The organism is Nocardioides sp. YIM 152588 (assembly GCF_040191335.1).
GTDB lineage: Bacteria > Actinomycetota > Actinomycetes > Propionibacteriales > Nocardioidaceae > Nocardioides.
Genome location: NZ_JBEGDJ010000007.1, coordinates 95,875 through 119,024, shown reverse-complemented (window position 1 = coordinate 119,024; position 23,150 = coordinate 95,875). Strand labels below are relative to the sequence as shown.

Annotated in this window: 22 protein-coding genes; 8 read left to right on the top strand and 14 right to left on the bottom strand. The window is 73.3% G+C overall.

Features of this window, described 5'->3' with window-relative positions; all coding sequences use genetic code 11:
• Window positions 1-134 precede the first annotated feature (134 nt).
• The 10 genes from ABLM29_RS06075 to ABLM29_RS06030 all read right to left on the bottom strand — a co-directional run bounded on the left by ABLM29_RS06075 (window position 135) and on the right by ABLM29_RS06030 (window position 9,764).
• Window positions 135-1,904, bottom strand: a complete 1,770-nt coding sequence (locus ABLM29_RS06075) for a Tad domain-containing protein (RefSeq protein WP_349713076.1) — start codon at window positions 1,902-1,904, stop codon at window positions 135-137.
• A 171-nt stretch (window positions 1,905-2,075) separates the two neighbouring features.
• Window positions 2,076-2,474 (bottom strand): carboxymuconolactone decarboxylase family protein, encoded by a 399-nt coding sequence (locus ABLM29_RS06070; protein WP_349713075.1) that lies wholly within the window; start codon window positions 2,472-2,474, stop codon window positions 2,076-2,078.
• 28 nt (window positions 2,475-2,502) lie between these two features.
• Window positions 2,503-3,252: an SDR family oxidoreductase gene (locus ABLM29_RS06065; protein ID WP_349713074.1), complete on the bottom strand. Its 750-nt coding sequence runs from the start codon at window positions 3,250-3,252 to the stop codon at window positions 2,503-2,505.
• 141 nt (window positions 3,253-3,393) lie between these two features.
• Window positions 3,394-4,860, bottom strand: coding sequence for an aldehyde dehydrogenase (locus tag ABLM29_RS06060; RefSeq protein ID WP_349713073.1), 1,467 nt, complete (start codon window positions 4,858-4,860; stop codon window positions 3,394-3,396).
• Window positions 4,857-5,501 carry a hypothetical protein gene (locus ABLM29_RS06055; protein WP_349713072.1) on the bottom strand — a complete coding sequence of 215 codons (645 nt, stop codon included), beginning with the start codon at window positions 5,499-5,501 and terminating at the stop codon, window positions 4,857-4,859. Before ABLM29_RS06055 ends, ABLM29_RS06060 begins: the two co-directional genes overlap by 4 nt.
• A 1-nt stretch (window position 5,502) precedes the next feature.
• Entirely contained in the window at window positions 5,503-5,700 is a 198-nt protein-coding gene (locus ABLM29_RS06050; RefSeq protein ID WP_349713071.1) for a ferredoxin, read from the bottom strand.
• Complete coding sequence (locus ABLM29_RS06045) at window positions 5,697-7,097, bottom strand: cytochrome P450 (protein ID WP_349713070.1); 1,401 nt, start codon at window positions 7,095-7,097, stop codon at window positions 5,697-5,699. The genes ABLM29_RS06050 and ABLM29_RS06045 overlap by 4 nt, the downstream gene beginning before the upstream one ends.
• Window positions 7,097-7,894, bottom strand: a complete 798-nt coding sequence (locus ABLM29_RS06040; protein WP_349713069.1) for an SDR family oxidoreductase — start codon at window positions 7,892-7,894, stop codon at window positions 7,097-7,099. Before ABLM29_RS06040 ends, ABLM29_RS06045 begins: the two co-directional genes overlap by 1 nt.
• Window positions 7,894-9,153, bottom strand: a complete 1,260-nt coding sequence (locus ABLM29_RS06035) for a cytochrome P450 (protein ID WP_349713068.1) — start codon at window positions 9,151-9,153, stop codon at window positions 7,894-7,896. Before ABLM29_RS06035 ends, ABLM29_RS06040 begins: the two co-directional genes overlap by 1 nt.
• Window positions 9,150-9,764 (bottom strand): TetR/AcrR family transcriptional regulator, encoded by a 615-nt coding sequence (locus tag ABLM29_RS06030; protein ID WP_349713067.1) that lies wholly within the window; start codon window positions 9,762-9,764, stop codon window positions 9,150-9,152. Before ABLM29_RS06030 ends, ABLM29_RS06035 begins: the two co-directional genes overlap by 4 nt.
• Window positions 9,765-9,819: 55 nt before the next feature.
• Between ABLM29_RS06030 and ABLM29_RS06025 the strand changes: the two genes are divergently transcribed.
• Both ABLM29_RS06025 and ABLM29_RS06020 read left to right on the top strand, forming a co-directional pair.
• Window positions 9,820-11,124: a hypothetical protein gene (locus ABLM29_RS06025; RefSeq protein ID WP_349713065.1), complete on the top strand. Its 1,305-nt coding sequence runs from the start codon at window positions 9,820-9,822 to the stop codon at window positions 11,122-11,124.
• Window positions 11,125-11,201: 77 nt separating this feature from the next.
• Complete coding sequence (locus ABLM29_RS06020) at window positions 11,202-12,398, top strand: alginate O-acetyltransferase AlgX-related protein (protein WP_349713063.1); 1,197 nt, start codon at window positions 11,202-11,204, stop codon at window positions 12,396-12,398.
• Between the two features lie 157 nt (window positions 12,399-12,555).
• Here the strand turns inward: ABLM29_RS06020 and ABLM29_RS06015 are convergent, their stop codons facing one another.
• The gene (locus ABLM29_RS06015) at window positions 12,556-13,776 is read right to left on the bottom strand and encodes a saccharopine dehydrogenase family protein (protein WP_349713062.1); all 1,221 of its coding nucleotides are present in this window, start codon (window positions 13,774-13,776) and stop codon (window positions 12,556-12,558) included.
• A gap of 125 nt (window positions 13,777-13,901) precedes the next feature.
• On the opposite strand from ABLM29_RS06015, the gene ABLM29_RS06010 reads away from it, so the two are divergent.
• The 4 genes from ABLM29_RS06010 (at window position 13,902) to ABLM29_RS05995 (ending at window position 17,597) form a co-directional block, all read left to right on the top strand.
• The gene (locus ABLM29_RS06010; protein ID WP_349713061.1) at window positions 13,902-15,800 is read left to right on the top strand and encodes a beta-propeller domain-containing protein; all 1,899 of its coding nucleotides are present in this window, start codon (window positions 13,902-13,904) and stop codon (window positions 15,798-15,800) included.
• Window positions 15,801-15,862: 62 nt separating this feature from the next.
• The gene (locus ABLM29_RS06005) at window positions 15,863-16,129 is read left to right on the top strand and encodes a DUF2277 domain-containing protein (RefSeq protein ID WP_349713060.1); all 267 of its coding nucleotides are present in this window, start codon (window positions 15,863-15,865) and stop codon (window positions 16,127-16,129) included.
• A 6-nt stretch (window positions 16,130-16,135) separates the two neighbouring features.
• A complete protein-coding gene (locus tag ABLM29_RS06000; protein WP_349713059.1) occupies window positions 16,136-16,714 on the top strand; it encodes a protein-L-isoaspartate O-methyltransferase family protein in 579 nt (192 codons plus the stop codon).
• Between the two features lie 40 nt (window positions 16,715-16,754).
• Entirely contained in the window at window positions 16,755-17,597 is an 843-nt protein-coding gene (locus ABLM29_RS05995) for a Sir2 family NAD-dependent protein deacetylase (protein WP_349713058.1), read from the top strand.
• A 74-nt stretch (window positions 17,598-17,671) separates the two neighbouring features.
• Here the strand turns inward: ABLM29_RS05995 and ABLM29_RS05990 are convergent, their stop codons facing one another.
• A complete protein-coding gene (locus tag ABLM29_RS05990) occupies window positions 17,672-18,358 on the bottom strand; it encodes an iron-dependent transcriptional repressor DtxR (RefSeq protein WP_349713056.1) in 687 nt (228 codons plus the stop codon).
• A 78-nt stretch (window positions 18,359-18,436) separates the two neighbouring features.
• Between ABLM29_RS05990 and ABLM29_RS05985 the strand changes: the two genes are divergently transcribed.
• Entirely contained in the window at window positions 18,437-19,153 is a 717-nt protein-coding gene (locus ABLM29_RS05985; RefSeq protein ID WP_349713055.1) for a hypothetical protein, read from the top strand.
• On the top strand, window positions 19,150-20,835 hold the full coding sequence (locus ABLM29_RS05980; protein ID WP_349713054.1) for a glycoside hydrolase family 13 protein: 1,686 nt from the start codon (window positions 19,150-19,152) through the stop codon (window positions 20,833-20,835). Before ABLM29_RS05985 ends, ABLM29_RS05980 begins: the two co-directional genes overlap by 4 nt.
• Before the next feature lie 58 nt (window positions 20,836-20,893).
• On the opposite strand, the gene ABLM29_RS05975 is transcribed toward ABLM29_RS05980, so the two are convergent.
• Both ABLM29_RS05975 and ABLM29_RS05970 read right to left on the bottom strand, forming a co-directional pair.
• On the bottom strand, window positions 20,894-21,352 hold the full coding sequence (locus ABLM29_RS05975) for a MarR family winged helix-turn-helix transcriptional regulator (protein WP_349713053.1): 459 nt from the start codon (window positions 21,350-21,352) through the stop codon (window positions 20,894-20,896).
• Window positions 21,345-23,039: an MDR family MFS transporter gene (locus tag ABLM29_RS05970; RefSeq protein WP_349713052.1), complete on the bottom strand. Its 1,695-nt coding sequence runs from the start codon at window positions 23,037-23,039 to the stop codon at window positions 21,345-21,347. The genes ABLM29_RS05975 and ABLM29_RS05970 overlap by 8 nt, the downstream gene beginning before the upstream one ends.
• Window positions 23,040-23,150: the final 111 nt, after the last annotated feature.

Sequence of the window (23,150 nt, the reverse complement as noted above, 5' to 3'; positions counted from 1 at the left end):
CATGTCCGGCCCCGGCGGTCGACCACGTCGGCCGGCCACCCCCTCCGGGCCCCAGATGAGCCGCAGGCTAGCCCAGACAAGCCGTGCGCATCACCAAAATTGGGGTTCCTTGACCGAGGCGCGTCGTGGGTGCCTCAGCCGGCGAGCCGAGGCGTCCCGCACTCGGCGCCGGGCGCGACCTGCACCGTGCCGCCCGCGTCGGTGATCCCGAAGGTGTCCAGCAACGGCGCCATCAGCCACCGGTCGAGGCCCGCCACGAGCGGGTTGACGATGCCGCCGAGGACGAGGTCGACGGTCGCCTGGAGCAGGTTCGGCACGTCGAGGAGGTTCAGCAGGTCGCTGAGCGGCCCCAGCCCCTGGAGCAGCCGCAGGTCGTTGAAGGCCAGCCCGATCGTCGGCAGCCCCACCCCGCGGGGCGCGATGTCGAAGACCTCGGAGTAGCCGCCCCGGGGGACGTCGAAGGTCCGCGCCACCGTCGGCCGGTTGACGACGGCGCCGCTGGTCAGCGCGATGGTCCCCGAGACGACCTCGACGCCCTTCCAGCGGGGCAGCCCGATGTCCAGCAGGGCGACCCGCATCGCCGGCGACGACGGCTCCCCGGCGCGCTGCCCGAGGCGTACGTCGACGCCCACCATCGCGCTGCGCACCTCGGTGCTGACCCGGACCGCCCCCGAGGGGAGGCAGTCGAGCCCGCGGACCGTGGCCGCCGCGTCGCCGAGCGTGAGACGCACGGTCAGCGGGGCGCGCACCCGGATCAGCCCGCCCAGGTCGAGGTTGACGATGTCGCCGCGCAGCTCGATCACCCGTTGGGAGCTGGTCGCGCTGCCGTCGCAGCCGAGCACCGGCGGCTGGCCGACGACCATGCGCGCGGTCACGTCGACCAGGGCGCCGCCGCCCTCCCCGATCGGCAGCGGCAGCGTCAGGCCGCTCGGGAAGTCGATCACCCGGTCCCCGTTGGCGACCATCAGGGCGCTGGTGAGGAGGTCGAAGACGTTCACCGTGACGTCGACCGCGGACTCCGCGGCGGTGTCCAGCTCGAAGAGGTCGCCCAGCGTGATGTCGACGTGGGGCAGGTTCAGCTGGATGCCGCCCCGGACCTGGCGCAGCAGGTCGAGCTCGGAGGTCAGCCCGGACTCGCGCTCGAGGACGTGCTGGGTGGCGAGCACCAGGTTGCCGACGCTGATCTCGGTGCCCAGGATCTCGTCGTAGGACATGCCGTCGATGTCGAGCGAGAGCAGCGGGCCGATCGCGTCGAAGAGGTCCAGGAGCGAGACGTCGAGGCCGAGCAGCCCGCTGTCGGGGGCGAGCAGCGCGACCGAGACGTCCGTGCCGAGGAGGTCACCGAGCACCAGGTCGAGCACCCAGGAGTCGCCGCTGGCGAACTCGCTGGCATAGGAGCTCACCAGCAGGCAGGCGCGCCGGGTGGCCGAGGCGACGGCGTACCGGACGGCGGAGCCGCTCTCCACGCCGGTGAAGGCGCCGAAGGCGAAGTCGACGTCGGAGCGGGCCGTCACCCGGATCCCGGTCGGCACCTCGGCGGCGCCGGCGGGTGCGTGCCGCCCCGTCGCCCGGTCGCGGACGACGAACTCCCAGTCGACGTCCGCCGGGTCGACGGGTCCGCCGACCACCGCGCGGTTCCGGTCCACGCTGGCCGCCTTGGCCGCCTCGATCGCGGCGAGGGCCGCCGGGTCGTAGGCGCCGACCGGCTCGCCGGTCAGCTCGCGGGAGAGGTCCATCGCGATCGCGTCGGCCAGCGTCTGGAGGTCGGCGCGGAGGACCCGCTGGAGCCCGACGTCCACCGTCATCGCGGTGGCGACCATCGCCACGCTGAGCGTGAGCGCGGCCATCACCGCGATCGAGCCGCGCTGCCCGCGCCGCGCGGCACCCCGCCGTCGTACCCGCACCTGTTCCCCCCAGAACGGCGCGCCCGAGCCCCGCCATGCGTCATCGGTCCCGTCGACCGGCCTCCCTCAGGCCGCCCTCCCCCGGGACCGCGGATCGCGCGAACCTAGCGGGGTTGAAATGTTTCACACGTGTAAACGACCGGATTCTTTACCTTCGGCGGACGCCCGGGCTCACCCCTGGCGCTCGGCCTTCGCGCGGGCCCGGGCGGCCTTGGCGATCGTCTCCTCGACGATGGAGTTCAGCCGGGCGCCGTTCGGCCACCCGGCGTAGTGGGTGCAGAAGATGACGATCTCGCGCAGCGCCTCGTCGTCCAGCTCGCCGTTGGCGTACGCCGCCGGGACCTGGATGCCGAGCACGTCGGCGGCCCCCTGCCCGGCGAGCATGCCGATCAGCAGCAGCCTGCGGTCCCGGTCCGAGAGGCCCGGCCGGTGCCAGATGTCGGCGAACAGGTGGTCGGCGGTGTAGCGGAAGAAGTCACCGTCGCCGTCGGCCATGTCGAAGCCGTAGACCTCCTCCATCTTCTCCAGACCGCGGCGGCGGACCTCCGGGAGGTCGTCGAACTTGCCCACGTCGTACTCCCTCGTCCTCGTCCCCGGCTCAGAGCCGGAACGTCTGGCCGCCGTCGACCGCCAGGATCTGGCCGGTCACCCAGGAGGCGTCGTCGGAGAGCAGGAACAGGCAGGCGCCGACCATGTCGTCGACCGACCCCATCCGCTTGAGGGCCAGCGAGTTCCGCACGATGTCCTTCGCGGCGTCGCCGGCCTGGATCTTCGTGGCCTCGGTCGCGGTCGGCCCCGGTGCGATCGCGTTCACCCGGATCTGCTGGCCGCCGAGCTCGTGGGCCAGCTGCTGGGTGAGGCTGTTGATGCCGGCCTTGGCCAGGCCGTAGAACCCGGAGTAGAGGTACGCCGCGGTGCTGGACTGGTTGACGATCGCCCCACCGCCGCGCTTCGCGATCTCCGGGTAGACCGCGCGGGTCATCACCAGCGCGCCGTCCATGTTCACGCCCATGAACTTGCGGTAGTAGTCCCAGTCGACCGTGATCAGCAGGTTGAACTCCATCGCGCCGTAGATCGCCGCGTTGTTGACCAGGTGGTCGATCCCGCCGAACTCCTCGACGGTCCGCCGGACGAGGGCGTCCGCGGAGTCGGCCGAGGAGACGTCGCACGCCACGAAGATGGCCTTGCCGCCCGCCTCGTTGATGCTCGCCGCCACCTTGGCGCCGGACTCCTCGTTGAGGTCGGCCACGACGACGCTGGCGCCCTCGGCCGCCAGCGCCCGGGCGTAGGCCTCGCCGATGCCCTGGGCCGCGCCGGTGACGACGGCGACCTTGTTCTCGAAACGCATGGTGCTCCTTGTGGATGATCGAGGTTGGTGCTTGACGGGCTGTATGAATCACCGGTCGACCGGTGATTCATGCACTTCCCGGGCGTTGCAATGCCTGTCAAGCGTCGGAATCACCGGTCAGCCGGTGATTCCGACGCCGCGTCACGCCGGCTCCGCGATGGTCTTCGTCTCCAGGTACTCCTCGAACCCGGCCACGCCCATCTCTCGCCCGAGCCCGGACTGCTTGTACCCGCCGAACGGCGCGTCCGGGCTGAACCAGACGCCGCCGTTGACGGCGAGCGTCCCGGTGCGGATCCGGGCGGCGACGGCCTTCGCCCGCTCCAGCGAGCCGGAGTCCACCGACCCCGACAGGCCGTACGGCGACTCGTTGGCGATCCGCACGGCGTCGTCGTCGCCGTCGTGCGGGATGACCACCAGGACCGGGCCGAAGATCTCCTCCTGGGCCAGCCGGGAGGTGTTGTCGAGGCCGGCGACGACGGTCGGCTGCACCCAGTTGCCGGGCTGGTCGACGACGGCGCCGCCGGTGGCGAAGGTGCCGCCCTCGGCCGTGGCCACGTCGAAGTACGCCGCCACCCGCTCCCGCTGGATCGGCGAGATCACCGGGCCGCAGATCGCGCCGGGGTCGGCGGGGTCCTTGACCCCGATCGACTCCATCGTGGCGGCCGCGACCTGCACCGCCTCGTCGTAGCGGTCCCGGGGCACGATCAGCCGGGTGGTGATCGCGCAGCCCTGACCGGCGTGGATGCAGGCCGCGAACGCGGTGCCGCCGGCGACCGCGGCCACGTCGGCGTCGTCGAGCGCGATCGCGGCGGACTTGCCGCCCAGCTCGAGGAAGACCTTCTTCAGGGTCGGCGCGGCGGCGGCCATGATCGCCTTGCCGACGCCGGTCGAGCCGGTGAAGGAGACCATGTCGACCCGGGGGTCGGTGGTCAGCGTCGCGGCCACCTCGTTCGACCGCGGCATGACGACGTTGAAGACCCCCGCCGGCATGTCGGTGTGCTCGGCCACCAGGCGGCCCAGCTCCGCGGCCACCCACGGGGTGTCGGGCGCCGGCTTGAGCACCACCGTGCAGCCGGCCGCCAGCGCCGGGCCGATCTTGGCCAGGTTGATCTGGGTCGGCACGTTCCACGGCGTGATCGCGGCGACCACGCCGACCGGCTCGCGGCGCACGGTGCGGCGCGACGGGATGCCCATCGGGGAGGCCACCCCGAGGTCGGTCTCGAACTCGTAGGTCTCGACCAGGTCGGTGACCCACTTCAGGCCCTCGACGGGCACGTCGAAGCCGGCCGCGGTCATCATGAAGCTCGGCATCCCGACCTCGGCGGTCGTCAGCGCGCGGAACGAGTCGGCCTCGTCGAGCAGCGCCTGGTGCAGCTGGCGCAGGCACCGCACCCGGAGGTCGCGATCGCCCGCCCACTCGGACTCGTCGAAGGCCCTGCGGGCCGCCGCGATCGCGGCGTCCACGTCCTCCGCCGTGCTGTCCGGCGCCCGCCCGATCTCGCTGCCGTCCGCCGGGTTCAGGATCGGGTACGACGCCCCGTCGGCCGCGCCCACGAGCTTGCCGTCGATCAGCTGGAGCGGCGCGGGCAGCGCCTCGAATCCGCTCATGCGTCGGCCCCCTGGGCCTCGGGCGCCGGGGCCTGGGTGATGTGGTCGCCGCGCTCGACCGGCGGGGGCCACACCGTGGAGGGGATGTCCGCGTGGTGGTAGTGCCCGGGGACGCCGTGGCCCGCCACCGACATCCGCTTGAGCAGCGTCTCCGGCGCCTTGCCGGCCTTGATGATCTCCATGAAGGTGTGCGCGGTCGAGGGCATGTCGAACCAGTCGCGCTGCCAGTCGATCTTGATCTTGCCGGCGTCGGCGCCCTCGGTGACCCGCTTGAGGCCGAACCAGGAGCCGCCGATGCCGAGGATCTCGTACTCCTGGCCGCTGTCGTCGAGGATCCCCGACCGCTGCTTCCAGAAGCCCAGCACCATCGACTTCTGCTCGTCGATCATCGTGCAGACGTAGTCGTAGTGCCAGCCGTCCAGGCCGTCCATCTCGATGCCGATCGCCCAGTCGCGGATCTGGTCGCGGCCGACGGCCATGAAGTGCTCGTCGGGGGCGTACATCCAGCCGTAGGTGGCGTCCTCGGCGTACCACTCGGCCATGGGCCGCCAGTCGCCGGTGGCCTCGACGTCGCGGTTGATCTGGAGCCAGGTGGCCCAGAACTCCTCGATCTCGGCGCGGGTCAGGGTGGGGTCGGTCATCTCAATCCTCTTCGATCGACAGGGCGAAGGCGGGGCAGTACTTCACGGCGAGGGTCACGTCCTTGCGCAGGGACTCGTCGGGGTGCTCGTCGAGCACGACGACCACGTCGGCGTCCTCGTCGAAGCCGAAGACGTCGGGCGCCTCGCCCTGGCAGAGCTGGTGCCCCTGGCAGATGCCGGTGTCGGCGACGACCCTCATCGCTGCCGCCGGCGGTAGCGGACCTTGGCGGGGCGGGCGAGCTGGATGACCATCTTCGAGGTGTCGTCGTCGTACGACTCCAGCGGCTGGGAGGCCTCGAAGGTGAAGTCGCGCAGGACGACGGAGAAGATGGCCTTCATCTGCATCATGGCGAAGGCGTTGCCGACGCAGCGGTGCTTGCCCGCACCGAACGGGATCCAGGTCCACCGGTTCTGGAGGTCCTCCTGGCGCGGGTCGATGTAGCGGCCCGGGTCGAACTCCTCGGCCTTCGGGAAGTCCTCCTCGATCCGGTTCGAGACCTTCGGCGAGGCCGCGATCAGCGTGCCGGCGGGGATGGTGTGGCCGAGCAGCTCGAAGTCCTCCCGGACCAGGCGCATCAGGATGATCAGCGGCGGGTGCAGCCGCAGCGTCTCCTTCAGCGCCGCCTCCAGCACCGGGATCGAGCGCAGGGCCTGGAAGGAGACCTCCGGAGCGGTGCCGTCGGCGTCCGGGGCGTACAGCCCGTCGAGCTCGGCGACCACGTCGGCCATCACGTCGGGGTGGCGCAGCAGCTCGATCATCGCCCAGGAGGCCGTGCCGGAGGAGGTGTGGTGCCCGGCGAACATCATCGAGATGAAGATCCCGGTGATGTAGTCGGCCGACATGTCGATCGAGATCAGCACGTCGAGCAGGTCCCGCTCCTCCTTGGGGACGGTGCCGCGCGCCTTGCGCTTGTCCACGATCGCCTGGACCAGCGAGACGAGCTTCTCCCGGGCCTCGTCGCGATCGCGGAAGGAGTCGATGTCGGCGTACGCGTCGACGTAGGCGATGGCGTCGGTCCCGCGCTCGAGCTGGTGGTAGGTCTCGGCGAACCGGACGTCCAGCTCCTCGCGGAACGGCTTGCCGATCAGGCACGCCGAGGTGGTGTAGATGGTGAGCTCGGCGAAGAAGTCGAGCAGGTCGATCTCGCCCTCGTCGCCCCAGTCCGCCACCATCCGGCGGATCTCGGCCTCGATGGTCTGCGCGTGGCCGCGCATCATGTCCCCGCGCAGCGCCTGGTTCTTCAGCATCTGCTGGCGCTCCTCCGGGGTGGCGTCGAAGACGACGCCCTTGCCGAAGATCGGGGTCATGAACGGGTACGCCGCGGCCTGGTCCAGCACCTCGTCGGGCGAGCGGAAGAAGGCCTCGTTGGCCTCCGCGCCGGTGACCAGCACGACGTCCTTGTCGGCCAGCCGGAACCGGCCGATGTCGCCGCACTCGTCACGCACCCGCTGGAACAGCGCGATCGGGTCGACGCGCATCTCGGGCAGGTGGCCGGTGCCCTGGATGATGTCGGGGACCGAGGGGTCGTGGTCGTCCAGGACGGTGGAGACCTCGGGGATCGCGGCGAGCAGCTCGCCCGCGCTGGTGGCGGTCATCAGCGACCCTCCTCCTTCTTCTCTGACTTCTCGATGGGGGCTTCGGGGTTGACGTCGACGGGGCTCAGGTGGACCCCGCGGGGTGCGCTCACCACGGCGGTGATCGCGTTCGCGATGGCGCTGGCCTTGAGGAAGTGGGAGTGGCGCGCGTGGCCCCACTTGACCCACTCGGTGAGCACGAACGCGGCCGCGTCCGGGTCCCAGTCCATGCCCATCTCGCTCCAGGTCGGACCGGGCCGCACCACGGAGGCGCGGACGCCGGTGCCCTCCAGCTCCATCTGGAGGGAGGCGACCAGGCCCTCGAGGCCGGACTTGGTGGCGCTGTAGCCACCCATGAACGGGCGGGCCCGCACGGCCGTGTCGGAGGAGACGAAGACGATGTCGCCGCGGCCGCGCTCGACCATGCCGGGCACGAAGGCGCGGACCAGCCGGTGCGGGCCGAGCACATTGACCTCGAACTCGGCCGCGAGCCGGTCGGTGGCGACCTCGAGGAGCGCGCCGGGTCCGAGCAGGCCGGCGTTGGAGACCACGACCTCCACCTCGCCCAGGTCGGCGGCGACCTTGGCGGCGAAGTCGGCGACGCTGTCGGAATCGGCGACGTCGAGCGGGTGGGCCACGGCCTCGTGGCCGTCGGCGCGGATCGCCGCGGCGAGCTCCTCGAGCCGGTCCACCCGGCGGGCGCCGAGCGCGACCGGGTGGCCGGCGGCGGCGAGGGACCGGGCGGTCTCGGCGCCGATGCCGGAGGAGGCACCGGCGACGACCGCGGGGCGGCGCTCGGGGTGGTCGTAGCGACCCATCAGGCCGTCCTCTCCGTGAAGGTGACGGGCAGCGAGGCGAAGCCGCGCACGCTGGTGGAGTGCACCCGGACCGCTCGGTCGGCGTGCACCTCGAAGTGCCCGACCCGGCGCACCAGCTCCTCGAGCACGACGCGGGCCTCCAAGCGGGCCAGGTTGGCGCCCAGGCAGAAGTGGCGGCCGGTGCCGAAGCTGAGGATCTCGCTGAGCTCGGCCTTCGGCCGGTGGATGTCGAAGACAGTCGGGTCGGTGAAGACGCGCTCGTCGCGGTTCGCGCTGCCCAGCAGTACGAGGGCCTTCGCGCCGGCCGGGATCGCCACGCCGGCGACCTCGGTGTCGGTGACGACGTAGCGGGCCAGCATCTGGCTGGAGGTGTCGTGGCGCAGCGTCTCCTCGATCCACGGCACCACCAGGGTGGACGGGGCCTCCGGCGCCGCCAGCACCTGCGCCCGCTGCTCGGGGCTGGCCGAGAGGTGGAACAGCGCGTTGCCGAGCAGCTTGGTGGTGGTCTCGTTGCCCGCGACGATCATGAGCAGCAGGAAGGCGATCACCTCGTGGTCCTTGAGGTGGTCGCCGTCGACCTCGGCCCGCACGAGCGCGGAGGTCAGGTCGTCGCCGGCGGTCCTGCGGCGCCGGGAGACCATCTCGCTCAGGTACGTGAAGAGGGCGACCGCCGCCTCCATGCCGGCGGGCGGGACGTCGCGGACGCCGGCCTCGCGGTGCACCAGCAGGTCGGCCAGTCGGCGTACCTCGTCGCGGTCGGCCTCCGGCACGCCCATCATCTCGGAGATCACGTCCATCGGGAGCTTGCCGGCGAACTCGGCGATCCAGTCGGCCTCGCCGTCGCGGTCGTTCGCCGCGAGGGTGGCAGCCAGGTACGTGTCGGTGAGCGCCTGGATCTGCGGGGTCAGCTCGCGGACCCGGCGCGGGGTGAAGGCGGCGGAGACGAGCTTGCGGATCCGCGTCTGCTCGGCGCCGTCGAGGGCGAGGAACGACATCACCCGGTGGGCCTCCGGGCTCCACGCGCTGGCGTCCAGCGAGACGCCCATCCGGTTGGAGAAGGTCACGTCGTCGCGGAGCACCGCGAAGACGTCGGCGTGCCGGGCGATCACCCACAGGTCGTCGGCCGGCGCGTGGTGCACCGGCTCCTCCTCGCGCAGGCGCCGGTAGAGCGGGTACGGGTCCTCGTGGAAGTCGTAGTCGTACGGGTCGAAGCGCAGCGCGTCGGCGACACCGGTCGTCGTCGGGCTCATCGGGCTCATCGGGTCGTTCCTTCCAGGATCGCGGCGACCACCGAGTCCAGGCGGTCGCCGAGGTCGGCGTAGGTGATCAGGCCCATGCCGGCCTGGAGGAGGGCGCCGGAGAACGCCAGCACCAAGGCCTCGACGCGCCCCGGCGTGAGGTCGTCGCCGAGCGCCTCCTCGAAGAGCTCCACGAAGAGCGCCCCGATCCGCAGCCGGAGCCGGTCCACGTCCGGGTCGCCGCCCAGCAGCGCCACGGTGGCGCCGGCCGCCAGGGCCGGCGCGCCCTCGAGCATCTGGGTCAGGGACCGCGTCACCGCCTGCACGCGGGCCACCGCGTCGCCGTCGGCGTGCTGCTCGTCATCGACGTGCGCGACGAGGCGCTGCCAGAAGATCTCGGCGACCAGGTGGCCCTTGGAGGAGAAGTAGGTGTAGGCGGTCGCCGGGGAGACCCCCGCCCGCACGGCCACCTGCCGGACGGTCAGCGCCTCGGCCCCGACCTCGGCGAGCTGTGCCATCCCGGCCTCGAGCAGCCGCTGGACGGTCTCCGCCTGGCGCGGCTTGAGCTGCTGCCGGGGCGCGGTCTGCCGGGCCGAAGCGGCGGGATCGGGGCTGGTCACCTGACTGGACACGTGTCTAAACTAGAACTCGTTCCAGCGATCTGGCAAGCGTTGACGAGGAGATTCGATGACCGAGACGACATCGGCGACGGAGCCGGCGACGGCCTCACCGGGCGAGGCGCACACGCGGAGCCGGTACGCCGACCTCACCCGCGACGAGCTGGCCGCCGTCGTACCGGAGCTGCTGCTGATCGGGCAGCTGATCGACCGCTCCGGGATGGCCTGGTGCATCTCCGCCTTCGGCCGCGACGAGATGGCGCAGATCGCCATCGAGGAGTGGGCCGCGTCGTCCCCGATCTACACCCGGCGGATGCAGCGGGCGCTGGGCTACGAGCCCGCCGAGCCCGGCCGGGGCGACGTCGTCACGATCTTCAAGGGCCTCCAGCTCGACATCGGGGCGCCGCCGCAGTTCATGGACTTCCGCTACACCGTCCACGACCCGCACCACGGCGAGTTCCACCTCGACCACTGCGGCGCGCTGCTCGACGTGGAGCCGATGGGCGAGGACTACGTCCGCTCGATGTGCCACGACATCGAGGACCCGACGTTCGACGCCACGGCCGTGGCCTCCAACCCGCGCGCCCAGATCCGCCCGATCCACCGCCCGCCGCGGACCCCCGCCGACCGGCACCCCCACTGCGCGTGGACCGTGATCATCGACGACTCCTACCCGGCCGCCGAGGACCACCCCGCGCTCGCCACCATCGGGGCCAGCCGCGCCGCGACCCTCGACCTCGCGCCGATCGACCCGGCCGACGAGGGCGCCTCCGACTACGCCGGCCCGCTCGTCTCCGACCTCGACTTCGCCTCGTTCTCCGCGTCCGCGCTGACCCGGATGGCCGACGAGGTGTGCCTCCAGATGCACCTGCTCGACCAGTCCTACGCGCTGGCGGTGGGCAAGCGGGCGGCCGCCGAGGAGCAGACCCTCGGGATCCGCCGCAAGCAGCTGACCGGCCTCGCCGGGATCGCCGCGGAGCGCCTGGCCCGCGTCCTGCGCATCCCGCGCACCGAGGAGGGCGCCGTGCGCCTGCTGTCGCTGCACCCGCTGCTCAACCCCGCCGCGTACGTCGCCGCCGCCCCGGACGGCACCGGCGTGGAGGTGCGGCGCGGCCCCGCCGACGAGGACCGCGCCTGGATCTGGCTGGTCGACCCCGCGCACACCGGACCGCTGCAGGCGATCGTGCGCGGCCTCGACCCCCACCTCGACGTCGAGGTGGCGCCGCTGACCGACGGCACGGACGGGTGGCGGCTCGAGGTCGTACGACGCGAGGAGGCCGCCCCCGAGGACGGCTCGGTCGCGGTCACCCGGTTCAGCGCGGGCGCCGGGTTCGCGTTCGTGGAGCGCCGCTCGCTGCCGATCTTCCCGGTCTGAACGCACCCCGTCGGGGACCTTTCGGCCCTCCTCGTCCTGGGGTCGGGCCGAAGGTCCCGGGATTGTAGGATCGCGCCATGCAGTTGGAGCAGCCGGACCTGGAGCACACCGACGCCGCGTCGGACGGATCGCCGATCTGGCTCCACATCGGTGCGATGAAGACCGGCACCACCTTCATCCAGGGCATGCTCATCGCCAACAAGGACCGCCTCGCCGAGGCGGGCCTGCTGTTCCCGGGCGCGAAGTGGGTCGAGCAGGTCACCGGCCTGCGGCAGTTCGTGAGCCGGACCGAGGGCAAGGCCGCCAGGCCCCGCGACACCGCCGTCTGGGAGTCGCTGCGTGCGGAGATGCTGCAGCACCAGGGCGCCGGATCGCTGTACTCGATGGAGTTCATCAGCTTCCTCGACGCCGAGCAGGTCCGGGAGATGGCCAAGGACCTCGACGGCCGGGTGCGCGCCGTGATCACGCTCCGCGACACCTCCAGCACCCTGCCGGCCTTCTGGCAGACCCGGTGCCGCGCCGGCGGCACCGTGCCGTGGCCGCGGTTCGTGCGCCGGATCGCCGAGTCCCTCGAGACCGGCGAGGCCGACAGCAAGCCGGCGCGCAGCTTCCGGCGCACCCAGGACATCCCGCGGATGCTCGACGCGTGGTGCGGGGCGCTCGGCGCCGACCGCGTCACGGTCGTCACCGTCCCCCGCGAGCGCACCGACCCGCTGGCGCTGTGGCGCCGCTTCTCCGAGGCCGTGGGCATGGACCCCGCCCTCGGTGTCGACCGCGGCGACAAGAGCAACCCGTCGGTCGGCTACCCGTCGGCCGAGCTCACCCGCCGGGTCACCGCCCACGTCGGTCCGAAGCTCAGCGGCGGCCGGATCGGCGGCCGGCTGAACATGCCGCCGCGGATGATCGCCGCCCTCGCCGAGCTCGACGAGCGCCGCATCCCGCTGCTCCCCGCCGCCGCCCAGCTCGCGGCCGACTGGAACGGCGTCGTGCGCGACGCCGTCGAGCGGAGCGGCGTCCGGGTGATCGGCTCCCTCGAGGACCTGCCGACCACCCCCAAGGCCTCCTCGACCGACGAGCAGCCGACCGACGCCGAGCTGCTCAGCGCCGCCGAGACCGCCTACGACTCCCTGGCCGAGGAGCTGGCGGAGCGTGGGGTCACGGACGTCCCCGCACGCGACTCCGCCGCCTGGGCGCGCGCCGACGACCCGGTCGAGACGGCCGTGCTGGAGATCGCGCAGCTGGTCGACCGCCGCCAGGCCGTCCTGAAGTCCTGAGGTCCTGACCTTTCGACCTCCTGACCCGCGCCCGTGAGGGCGGGTAGTCCCTGACGAAAAGCACCCCACGACGCCGATCTCGGGTGCTTTTCGTCAGGGACTACCCCCGTCAGGGACTACCCCCCTCGGCCGCGGAAGAGGCCAGGAGGACCCGGGCTCAGCGCTCCTCGAACACCATTCCCGCCGCCTGCAGCCGGGCCAGCAGCGCGTCGCCCATGGCGGTCGCGGTGGTGACCTGGCCGGCGGTCTCCGGGAGCTCGTCCAGGGCCAGGCAGAGCGCCGACTCGGCGAGCATCTTCGCGGTCTCGGTGTAGCCGGGGTCGCCGCCGGAGACCCGGGTGTGCACCCGGACCGGCGTCCCGACCGACGGCACCGTCTCGGCCACGAAGTCGACGGTGAACCAGGACCGCTCCCGCCGCGACTCGCTCGGCCCCTCCCCCTGCGGGATCCGGTCCAGCAGGAACGCCCGCACCGGCGGGACCTGCGCACCGAGGGCGAGCAGCCCGACCCCGGCGGCCCCGCCGACGGCGTACCGGAGGGTCTTGGTGCCGGCGTAGTGGGAGTAGCGGAAGTCGGGGCCGTAGGCGTCCAGCGCCGCGCCGCTGCGGGCGACCACGAACGGGTCGATGGTCGGCATCGGCAGCAGCCAGTAGCCGAGGTCGGAGTCCCGGTGCGGCTTGCCGCCGACCGCCTTGCTCCGGCGGCCCTCGGGCCGCGGCTCGGCCCGGCGCCGGGCGGCGTGCGCCTCCTTCATCTGCCGCGCCCGGGAGAAGGCCCCGATCGCGGAGTGGAAGGTGCCGCCGGAGAACGCGGCACCGGCCCGGACCACGCCCTCCATCCGGACGGGTTCGGTGATCTTGCCGCCGCACGCGTCGGCCAGCGCCCGCACGGTGAAGTAGGCGCCGAGGTCGTGCGGGATCGAGTCGAAGCCGCAGGCGTGCACGATCCGCGCTCCGCTGGCCACGGCCGTCTCGTGGTGCTCCACGTACATCCGGTCGACGAACTCCGGCTCGCCGGTCAGGTCGACGTAGTCGGTGCCCGCCACCGCGCAGGCCTCGACCAGCGGCGCGCCGTGCTGCTGGTAGGGGCCGACCGTCGTCGCGACGACCCGCGTGGCGGCGGCCAGGTCCGCGAGCCCGGCCGGGTCCGCGGAGTCGACCAGGACCAGCGGCAGGTCGGCCAGGCCCCGGTCGGGGGCGTGCGCGTCCAGGCGCTCGCGGACCCGCTCGAGCTTGTCCCGGTTCCGCCCGGCCAGCGCCCAGCGCAGCCCGTCGGGGGCGTGGGCGGCCAGGTACTCGGCGACGAGGCCGCCGGTGAACCCGGTGGCGCCGAGGAGGACGACGTCGTACGTGCGGTCGGAGCGGGGCACGGAAGGCATGGCGTGCATCGTGGCAGGCCCGCGGCGGTGAGGGAACCTCGGTGTCCATCCCCGCGTCCCAGGGGCGGCCGGAACGACCGGCCCCGGGGCCACCGGCCGCGGAGGGGAACCGAGGAGCCACCACCATGGCCCGCCACGACGGACCCGTACGGCGCCTGCTGCTCACCCTGGCCGTGCCGGCCGTCGTGGGGACGACCTTCCTCGCCGGCTGGTGGGCGGGCGGCGGCGGGGGTGACGGCGCCGCGACCGGGCACGGGGACGTCCGCGCGGAGCCGTCGCCGTCGCCCGTGGCCTTCGCGGCCGACCTCGCGGCCGCCGGCTCCTGCGACGAGCTGCTCGCCGACTACGTCGCCCGCGGGCTGGAGCGGGTCACGGCGTGGGGCTGGCAGGGCTGGCCGCTGTACGCCGTGCCCCTCGAGCTCGGCGACGCCGGCTTCCGTGCTGCCGGCGTGGCCGGCGACGTGGCCACGAAGCGCCAGGTCAGCAGCGAGACCGGGACGAACGTGCAGGAGGCCGGCGTCGACGAGCCGGACACGGTGAAGACCGACGGGGAGGTGCTGGTCCGGGTGCGCGGCGGCGAGCTGGTCGTCCACGACGTCGGCGGGTCGGGCGACCCGAGCGGCGCCGCGCCGGAGATCGGTGCGCTGCGGCTGACCGGCTTCGCCGAGCCCGAGCTGCTGCTGGCCGGGGACACCGTGGTCGTGGTGGGCCGCGACCGGGTCGCCGCGCGGCCCGGGGTCGGCACCCGGGTGGCCACGGTCGACCTCGCCGACCCCGCCCACCCGGAGACCACCGCGGTGACCACCTACGACGCCGAGGTGCTCTCCGCGCGCCAGCACGGCGACGCGATCCGGCTGGTGCTCTCCGCCGGGCTCCCCGACCTGGCCTTCCGGCACCCGCGCCCCGGGTTCGGCCGGCGGGCGGCCCTGGCGGCCAACCGACGCCTGGTCGAGCGGAGCACGCTGGACGACTGGCTCCCGCAGGACACGACCACGGGCTCGGCGCTGCTGGACTGTGCCGACGTCGCGCTCGCCCCGGCCGAGGTCGGCCTCGGCACGGTCGCGGTGGTGGGCTTCGACGCGGCCGAGCCGACCGGCGTCGAGGCGATCGGCGTGGCCGGCGCGTTCGACACGGCGTACGAGTCGGCCGACCACCTCTACCTCGCCGCGACCCCCGGCTGGGGCGGGTGGGACCCCTGCCCCGTCTGCGGCCGGGCGTCGCGACCGGCCGTCACCGACGGCACCAGCCGGCTCCTCGCGTTCGACCTCGACGGCACCCGCGCGACCCACGTCGCCTCCGGGGAGGTCGAGGGCGAGATCCGCGACCGGTGGTCGTTGGACGAGGCCGGCGGCGTGCTGCGGGTGGCCGTCGGTGCCACCGCCGACACGGGCGACTTCAGCTCGATCGTCACCCTCCGCCCCTCGGGCGGGCGCCTGGTCGAGGTCGGCCGGCTGAAACGGCTCGGCGTCGGCGAGGAGATCACGGCGGTGCGCTGGTCCGACGACCTCGCCCTCCTGGTCACGTTCCGACGGATCGACCCCCTCTACGCCATCGACCTCTCCGACGTCGCCGCGCCGCGGCTGCTGGGGGCGCTGAAGATCCCCGGCTTCTCCTCCTACCTGCACCCGCTCGGACCCGACCGGATGATCGGCGTCGGCGAGGGTCCGGGGCCGGACCGCGGCTGGGGCGCGCAGGTCGGCCTGTTCGACGTCGACGACCTGACCCGGCCGCAGCGCGTGGACGTCGCCCACCTCGGTCGGTCCACCAACGCCCTCGCCGGGACGGACCCGCGGGCCTTCACGTGGGTCCCCGAGCACCGCACGGCGATCACCGTCGTCGAGCGCTACCGGCGCACGCGGGTCGGGCTGCTGGTGGTGATGCGGCTGGCCGAGGGCGGCCTGCACCCCGAGACCACGCTGGTCGAGCGCGGCGCCGACGTGCGCCTGGTGCGCGCCGTGCCGGTGGGCGGCGGCCGGGTCGTGCTGGTGACCGGCGAGGACGTCCGGTTCCTCGACCTCGCCTGACACGCGAGTCGGCAGAAAGTTTCTGCCGACTCGCGGGTGCGGTGCCGACGTAGGCTCGCACCATGTGCCGGAACATCAGGACGCTCCACAACTTCGAGCCGCCGGCCACCTCGACCGAGGTCCAGGCAGCGGCCCTGCAGTTCGTGCGCAAGGTCAGCGGGACCACGAAGCCGTCCCAGGCGAACCAGGAGGCCTTCGACCGGGCCGTGGCCGAGATCGCCCACGCCACCCAGCACCTGCTCGACGACCTGGTGACGACGGCTCCTCCGAAGGACCGCGAGGTCGAGGCGGCGAAGGCCCGCGAGCGGGCCCGCCTGCGCTACGGCTGAGGCGGCGTGCGGCGGCCGGGGCGCACCCAGCGGGTCGCGGAGGCGTTCCTCGCGGTCGCCCGCCGCGACTTCCTGCCCGCGCGCCAGCAGCCGTACGCCGACGACGACCGACCGCTGGAGATCGGCCACCACGTCACCAACTCCCAGCCCAGCACCGTGCGGGACATGCTGGAGCTCCTCGACGCACGGCCCGGCCACCGGGTGCTCGACGTCGGCTCCGGCTCCGGCTGGACCACCGGCCTGCTGGCGCACCTGGTCGGCCCGGACGGCGAGGTGCGGGGCGTGGAGCGGATCCCGGCCCTGGTCGTCGCGGCGCGGGCGAGCCTCGGCGACCGCTACCCGCAGGCGAGCGTGCACGAGGCGCGCCGCGGCGTGCTCGGGATCCCCGAGGGCGCACCGTACGACCGGGTCCTCGTCTCCGCCGCCGCGACCGAGCTGCCGACGGCGCTGGTCGACCAGCTGGCGGTCGGCGGCGTGCTGGTGGCGCCGGTGGCCGGCGAGATGCTGCGGGTCACCCGCACCGAGGACGAGCCGCGGATCGAGCGGTTCGGCCACTACGTCTTCGTCCCGCTGATCCGGGACTGAGCCCGCGGGCCGGCCGCCGGGGCCTGCGTACCCTGGGGGCGTGACCTCCGCGCCCACGCTCGACGGCGCGCTGGACCTGCTCGCCGGCCGGCCGCTGGTGGTGCTGACCGGCGCCGGGCTCTCGACCGACTCCGGCATCCCCGACTACCGCGGCCCCGGCGCCCCGGTGCGGATGCCGATGACCTACGGGGAGTTCGTCTCCGGCCCGGCCGCCCGGCAGCGGTACTGGGCCCGCAGCCACCTCGGCTGGTCCCGCATGCGGCGGGCCGACCCGAACCCCGGCCACCGCGCCGTCGCCGCGATCGGCGCCGACCTGGTGATCACCCAGAACGTCGACGGCCTGCACGAGGCCGCCGGCACCCCGCGGCTGGTCGCGCTGCACGGCCGGATCGCGGAGGTCGTCTGCCTCGACTGCCGCGGTACGACGTCGCGCCGGTCCCTGCAGGAGCGGCTGGAGGACGCGAACCCGGGCTGGGCCGAGCGGCACGCCGCGGTCGCGGTGCGACCCGACGGCGACGTGGACCTGGAGGAGACCGCGACCTTCGTGGTGCCGGACTGCACGGACTGCGCCGGCCCGCTGAAGCCGGACGTCGTCTTCTTCGGCGAGAACGTGCCCAAGGACCGGGTCGCCCGCTGCTACGCGGCGGTCGACGCGCTGGCCGGCTCCGGCGGCGCGCTGCTGGTCGCGGGGTCGAGCCTGACCGTGATGAGCGGGCTGCGGTTCGTGCGCCGCGCGGCCCGGCTCGGCGTGCCGGTGGTGATCGTCAACCGCGGCGTGACCCGGGGCGACGACCTGGCGACGTACAAGGTCGAGGCGGGGACCAGCGAGTGGCTCACGGCGCTCGCCGCCCGCCGTCGATCCGCGCGAGCCGGCACCAACTGACCGAAAATGCGCCGAGCCGGCAGAAAGTTTCTGCCGACTCGCGCGCCTGACCTGTCAGTTTGTGCCGACTCGGCCTACAAACGCTTGACGAAGATGTGGTCCGCGGCCTCGTGGAAGATCTCGGCGGTCTCGCCGCCCGCGCCGACCAGCACGCCGTCGGAGGTCGCCTGGATGGTGACGGTCTGGTCCGGCAGCGCGCCGACCCGCCGCATCGCGCTCATCAGGACCTCGTCCTTCTGCATCTCCTCGGAGATGCGGCGCACCAGTGCGCGGGCGGAGTCGGGGCCGGCGGCCTTGGAGAGCGGCTCGACGTCGCTCATGAAGTCCTCGGCGACCTTCTCCTGGCCGAGCTCGGCGAGGCCGGGGATCGGGTTGCCGTAGGGGGACTCGGTGGGCTGGCCGAGCAGCTCGATCAGCCGGCGCTCGACGGTCTCGGAGATGACGTGCTCCCAGCGGCACGCCTCCTCGTGGACCAGCTCCCAGTCGAGGCCGATCACGTCGGTGAGCAGGCGCTCGGCGAGGCGGTGCTTGCGCATCACGCGGGTCGCCAGGCGGTGGCCCTCCTCGGTCAGCTCGAGGTGACGGTCGCCCTCGACGGTGAGCAGGCCGTCGCGCTCCATCCGGGCCACCGTCTGGGAGACGGTGGGTCCGCTCTGGTGCAGGCGCTCGGCGATCCGGGCGCGCAGCGGGACGATGCCCTCCTCGATCAGCTCGTAGATCGTGCGGAGGTACATCTCAGTGGTGTCGATCAGGTCGCTCACGGGGGACATTCTGTCATTGGAATGGGTCAAAAAACGATCCGACGGCGCAGACTTTCCCGCGATGAGAGAGTGGTCCGCGTGACGAACCTGGTCATCCCCCGACGCTTCCACGGTCCCCCACGCTCCGGGAACGGCGGCTGGACCGCCGGATCGGTCGCGGAGGCCCTGCCCGGGGTCGCCGACGACCTCCCGGTGACGGTGCGCCTGAAGCTGCCGCCGCCCCTCGACCGTCCGCTCGCGCTGCAGTCCGGCGACGGCGCCGGCCCGCGGATGGTCCTCTCCGACCAGGGCCGCACGGTCGCCGAGGCCGTCGTCACCGAGCGCGACCTGACCCCGGTGGCGCCGGTCGACCTGCTGGCCGCCGCGGACGCCGAGGCCCGCTACCTGGGCTTCCGGTCGCACCCGTTCCCCACGTGCTTCGTGTGCGGGCCGCAGCGCCGCCCGGACGACGGGCTGCGGATCTTCCCGGGGGCGGCCACCAGCGCCGCGGGCACCCCGGTGGTGGCGGCCACCTGGACGCCGTACCAGTCCACGCTGCCGATCGCCTGGGCCGCGCTGGACTGCCCCGGCGGCTGGTCCACCGACCTCCTCGAGCGGCCGGCGGTGCTGGGCACGATGACGGCGGTCGTCCACCGGCTCCCCTCCACCCGCGAGCGGTACGTCGTGGTGGGCGAGCAGCGCGAGGTCGACGGCCGGAAGTTGCACACGGCTGCCACCCTGTACGGGCCGGGCGACGAGGTGGTCGCCACCGCGGAGCACGTGTGGATCACGATCGACCCCCAGGAGTTCAGATGACCACCTCCAGCCCCCGCGCGCCCTGGTGGCGCGACGCGGTCGTCTACCAGGTCTACGTCCGGAGCTTCGCCGACTGCCACCCCGCGCCGGCAGAGGCGGGCGGCGAGGGCGGCGACGGCGTCGGGGACCTGCCGGGCATCACCCACCGCCTGCCGCACCTGGCCGACCTCGGCGTGGACGCGCTGTGGATCACGCCGTTCTACACCTCACCCCAGGCCGACCACGGGTACGACGTCGCCGACTACACCGACGTCGACCCGCTCTTCGGCGACCTCGCCGACTTCGACGCGATGCTGGCCCGCGCCCACGAGCTCGGGCTGCGGGTGATCGTCGACCTGGTGCCCAACCACACCTCGTCGGCGCACGCGTGGTTCCAGGCGGCGCTGGCCGCTCCCCCGGGCTCGCCGGAGCGGGCGCGTTACCTGTTCCGCGACGGCAAGGGGCCGGACGGCGACGAGCCGCCGAACAACTGGGAGTCGATCTTCGGCGGCCCGGCGTGGACGCGCGTGGCGGAGGCCGACGGCTCCCCCGGCCAGTGGTACCTGCACCTGTTCGACTCCTCCCAGCCCGACCTCGACTGGCGCAACCCCGAGGTCGGCGACATGTTCGAGGACGTGCTGCGCTGCTGGCTGGACCGCGGCGTGGACGGGTTCCGCGTCGACGTCGCGCACGGCATGTACAAGGAGGAGTCGCTGCGCGACCAGGAGCGGCCCGAGCCGCCGCCGACCCCGACGCCGGTCGCCACCGTGGACGACGCTCCGGCCGCACCGCAGCCACCGGAGGACGAGGCGCCCGCGGAGAAGAAGTCGATGGTCGAGCGCACCCTGCGCGACGAGCCGATGTGGGACCAGCCCGAGGTGCACGAGGTCTACCGCCGCTGGCGGCGGGTGCTCGACTCCTACCCGGGCGAGCGGATGGCCGTGGCCGAGGCCTGGACGCAGACCGCGGAGTCGATGGCGCTCTTCATCCGCCCCGACGAGCTGCACCAGGCGTTCAACTTCGGCTGGCTCGGCACCCCGTGGTCGGCCGAGGAGTTCGCGCAGGTGGTGAACGGCTCGCTGGAGGCCGTCGCCGCGGCCGACGCCGCGCCCACCTGGGTGCTGTCCAACCACGACGTGGAGCGCCACCCGACCCGGTACGGCGGCGGCGAGGTCGGCCTCGCCCGCGGCCGCGCCGCGACGCTGACCATGCTCGCCCTGCCCGGCTCGGCGTACCTCTACCAGGGCGAGGAGCTCGGCCTGGAGCAGGTCGACGTGCCGCCCGAGGCGCGGCAGGACCCGTCCTGGTTCCGGACCGGCGAGCCCGGCCGGGACGGCTGCCGGGTGCCGATGCCCTGGTCCGGCGCCGCGCCGCCGTACGGCTTCGGGGGCAGCGGTCAGCCGTGGATCCCGCAGCCCGACGACTGGGCCGACCTCACCGTGACCGCCCAGTCGGCCGACCCGGACTCGACGCTGTCGTTCTACCGGCGGGCGCTGGCGGCGCGGCGCGAGCACCTGACCGGGGCGACCGACGACGCCGTCGCGACCACCCGCGGGAACGTGCTGGAGGTGCGCCGCGGCGACCTGCGGGTGCTGCTCAACGCCGGGAAGAGGTCGGTGCGGCTGCCGGCCGGCGAGGTGCTGATCAGCAGCGGACCGGTCGGGCCGTCCCTGCCGCCGAACACCGCGGTCTGGCTGCGCTGAGCCGCCGCCGGCCGGTCGAGCCGGCCCGGCCCGTCGGGCCCGCCGAGACGCCCGGCGCTCAGGCCTCGTCGTCGGGCGACAGCAGCGCGTTGTAGCGGCCGAGCCGGTCGACGAAGTCGGCCAGGTCGGCGTCGGACCACTCGTCCAGACGCTCGTCCAGGCGCTTGCGACGATCGTCGTTGACCGCGCGCAGCCGGCGGTCCGCCTCCGCGGTGATGGTGAGCAGCGTGGCCCGGCCGTCGTCGGGATCCGGGCGCCGGTCCACCAGCCCGAGCTCGACCAGCTGCTGAACCTGGCGGCTGATGGTCGCCTTGTCGAGGTGGAACGCGCAGCCGACGGCCGAGGCGCGGACCGGACCGTGCTCGCGGACGTAGCCGAGCATCAGGAAGGCGGGCCCGGGCAGGTCGGGGTGGATCTCGCGGGACCGCTCGGCGATCACCCGGCGGGCGCGCCGCAGCAGCACGCCGACCTCCGCCTCGAGGGCGGTCATCAGGCCCTCACGGCGGGAGTCAGTCACGGCGTACCTCCGGGGCGGTGCGGTCGGAGCCCTGGCCCGCCGCGGCGGCGGCCGGCTCCACGTCGTCGGCGAACGCCGGCCAGTCGGCGGGCTCGCCGGTGGCGACCATACCGGCCTCGATCTCGGACTCGGGCAGGGTCGGCCCCATCGTGGTGCGCAGCGGCACCTCCTTGATGAAGAGCACGCAGACGAAGGCGAGGATCGCGAACGGCATCGCCACGGTGAAGATGTGGCCGATGGCGTCGCCGAACGAGGCCTCGTAGACGGCGCGGATCGGCGCCGGCAGGTCGGCCAGGTCCGGGATGTCGCCCGTGGAGTGCTGCATCGCGGCCAGCTCGGCCGGGGCGATCTTCCCGGCCTCGGCCAGGGCGACCACGCCCTCGCGGACGCTGTCGGTGACCTGGTGCGCGAGCACGGCACCGAGGGCGGAGACGCCGACCGACCCGCCGATGGAGCGGAAGAACGCGACGACGGAGCTGGCCGCGCCGAGGTCGGCGGGGGCGGTGTTGTTCTGCACCGCGAGGACCAGGTTCTGCATCGAGGCGCCGATGCCGGCGCCGACGCAGGCCATGTAGAGGCCGACGACGACCAGCGGCGTCTCGGCGTCGATGGTGCCCAGCAGCGCGAGGCCGACCACGGCCGTGCCGGTGCCGCCGATCAGCCACCGCTTCCAGTAGCCGGTGCGGGTGATGATGCGGCCGCTGAGGATGCTCGAGACGAGCAGTCCGCCGACCATCGCCACCGACATCAGGCCGGCCTCGGTGGGGGTCATCCCCCGGGCGAGCTGGAAGTACTGGCTGAGGTAGACGGTCGAGGCGAACATCGCGACGCCGACCGTCGCCGACGCGGCGGTGGCCAGGGTCGTGGTGCGGTCCCGGAAGAGGCGCAGCGGGATCACCGGCTCGGCGGCGACGCGCGCCTCGACCCAGATCGCGGCGGCGATCAGCACGAGGCCGCCGCCGACCAGCAGGCCGGAGGTGGTCGACACCCAGTCGAAGTGGTTGCCGGCGAGGCTGACCCAGACCAGCAGGCAGCTGACGCCGGCCATGATCAGCGTGGCGCCGAGGTAGTCGATCTTCACCTCGCGCTTGATCACCGGCAGGTGCAGCGTCCGCTGCAGCACCACGAACGCGGCGGCCGCGAGCGGGATGGCCAGGAAGAAGCAACCCCGCCAGCCCATGAAGCTGTCCACGATCAGGCCGCCGAGCAGGGGGCCGCTGACGGTGGCGGCGGCGAAGACGGCGCCGATGTAGCCGGAGTACCGGCCGCGCTCGCGCGGCGGCACCATCGAGGCGATGACCACCTGGACCAGCGCGGTCATGCCGCCCACGCCGAGGCCCTGGACGGCCCGGGCGCCGATCAGGAACTCCATGTTGGGGGCGAGGCCGGCGGCCAGCGAGCCGATGGAGAAGATCACCAGCGCGGCCTGGACGAGCGCCTTCTTGCTGAACAGGTCGGCGAGCTTGCCCCAGATCGGGGTGGTCGCGGTCATCGTCAGCAGCGTGGCGACGACGACCCAGGTGTAGCCGGTCTGGCTGCCCTCGAGGTCGGTCACGATCCGCGGCAGCGCGTTGCTGACCACGGTGCTGGAGAGCATCGCGACGAACATCCCGAGGAGGAGCCCGGTCAGGGCCTCCAGGATCTCCCGGTGCGACATCGGGGTGGTTTCTTCGACCGCGGCGGTCATGCGCTCCTTCTTCTCTTCTGTGGTGCTGCGTTGCTGCGCTCCGAGGATCGCCCGGAGATGGTTGTGAACGGCAACCATAATGGGAATGGTTGCCAAACGCAACGGTCTTGG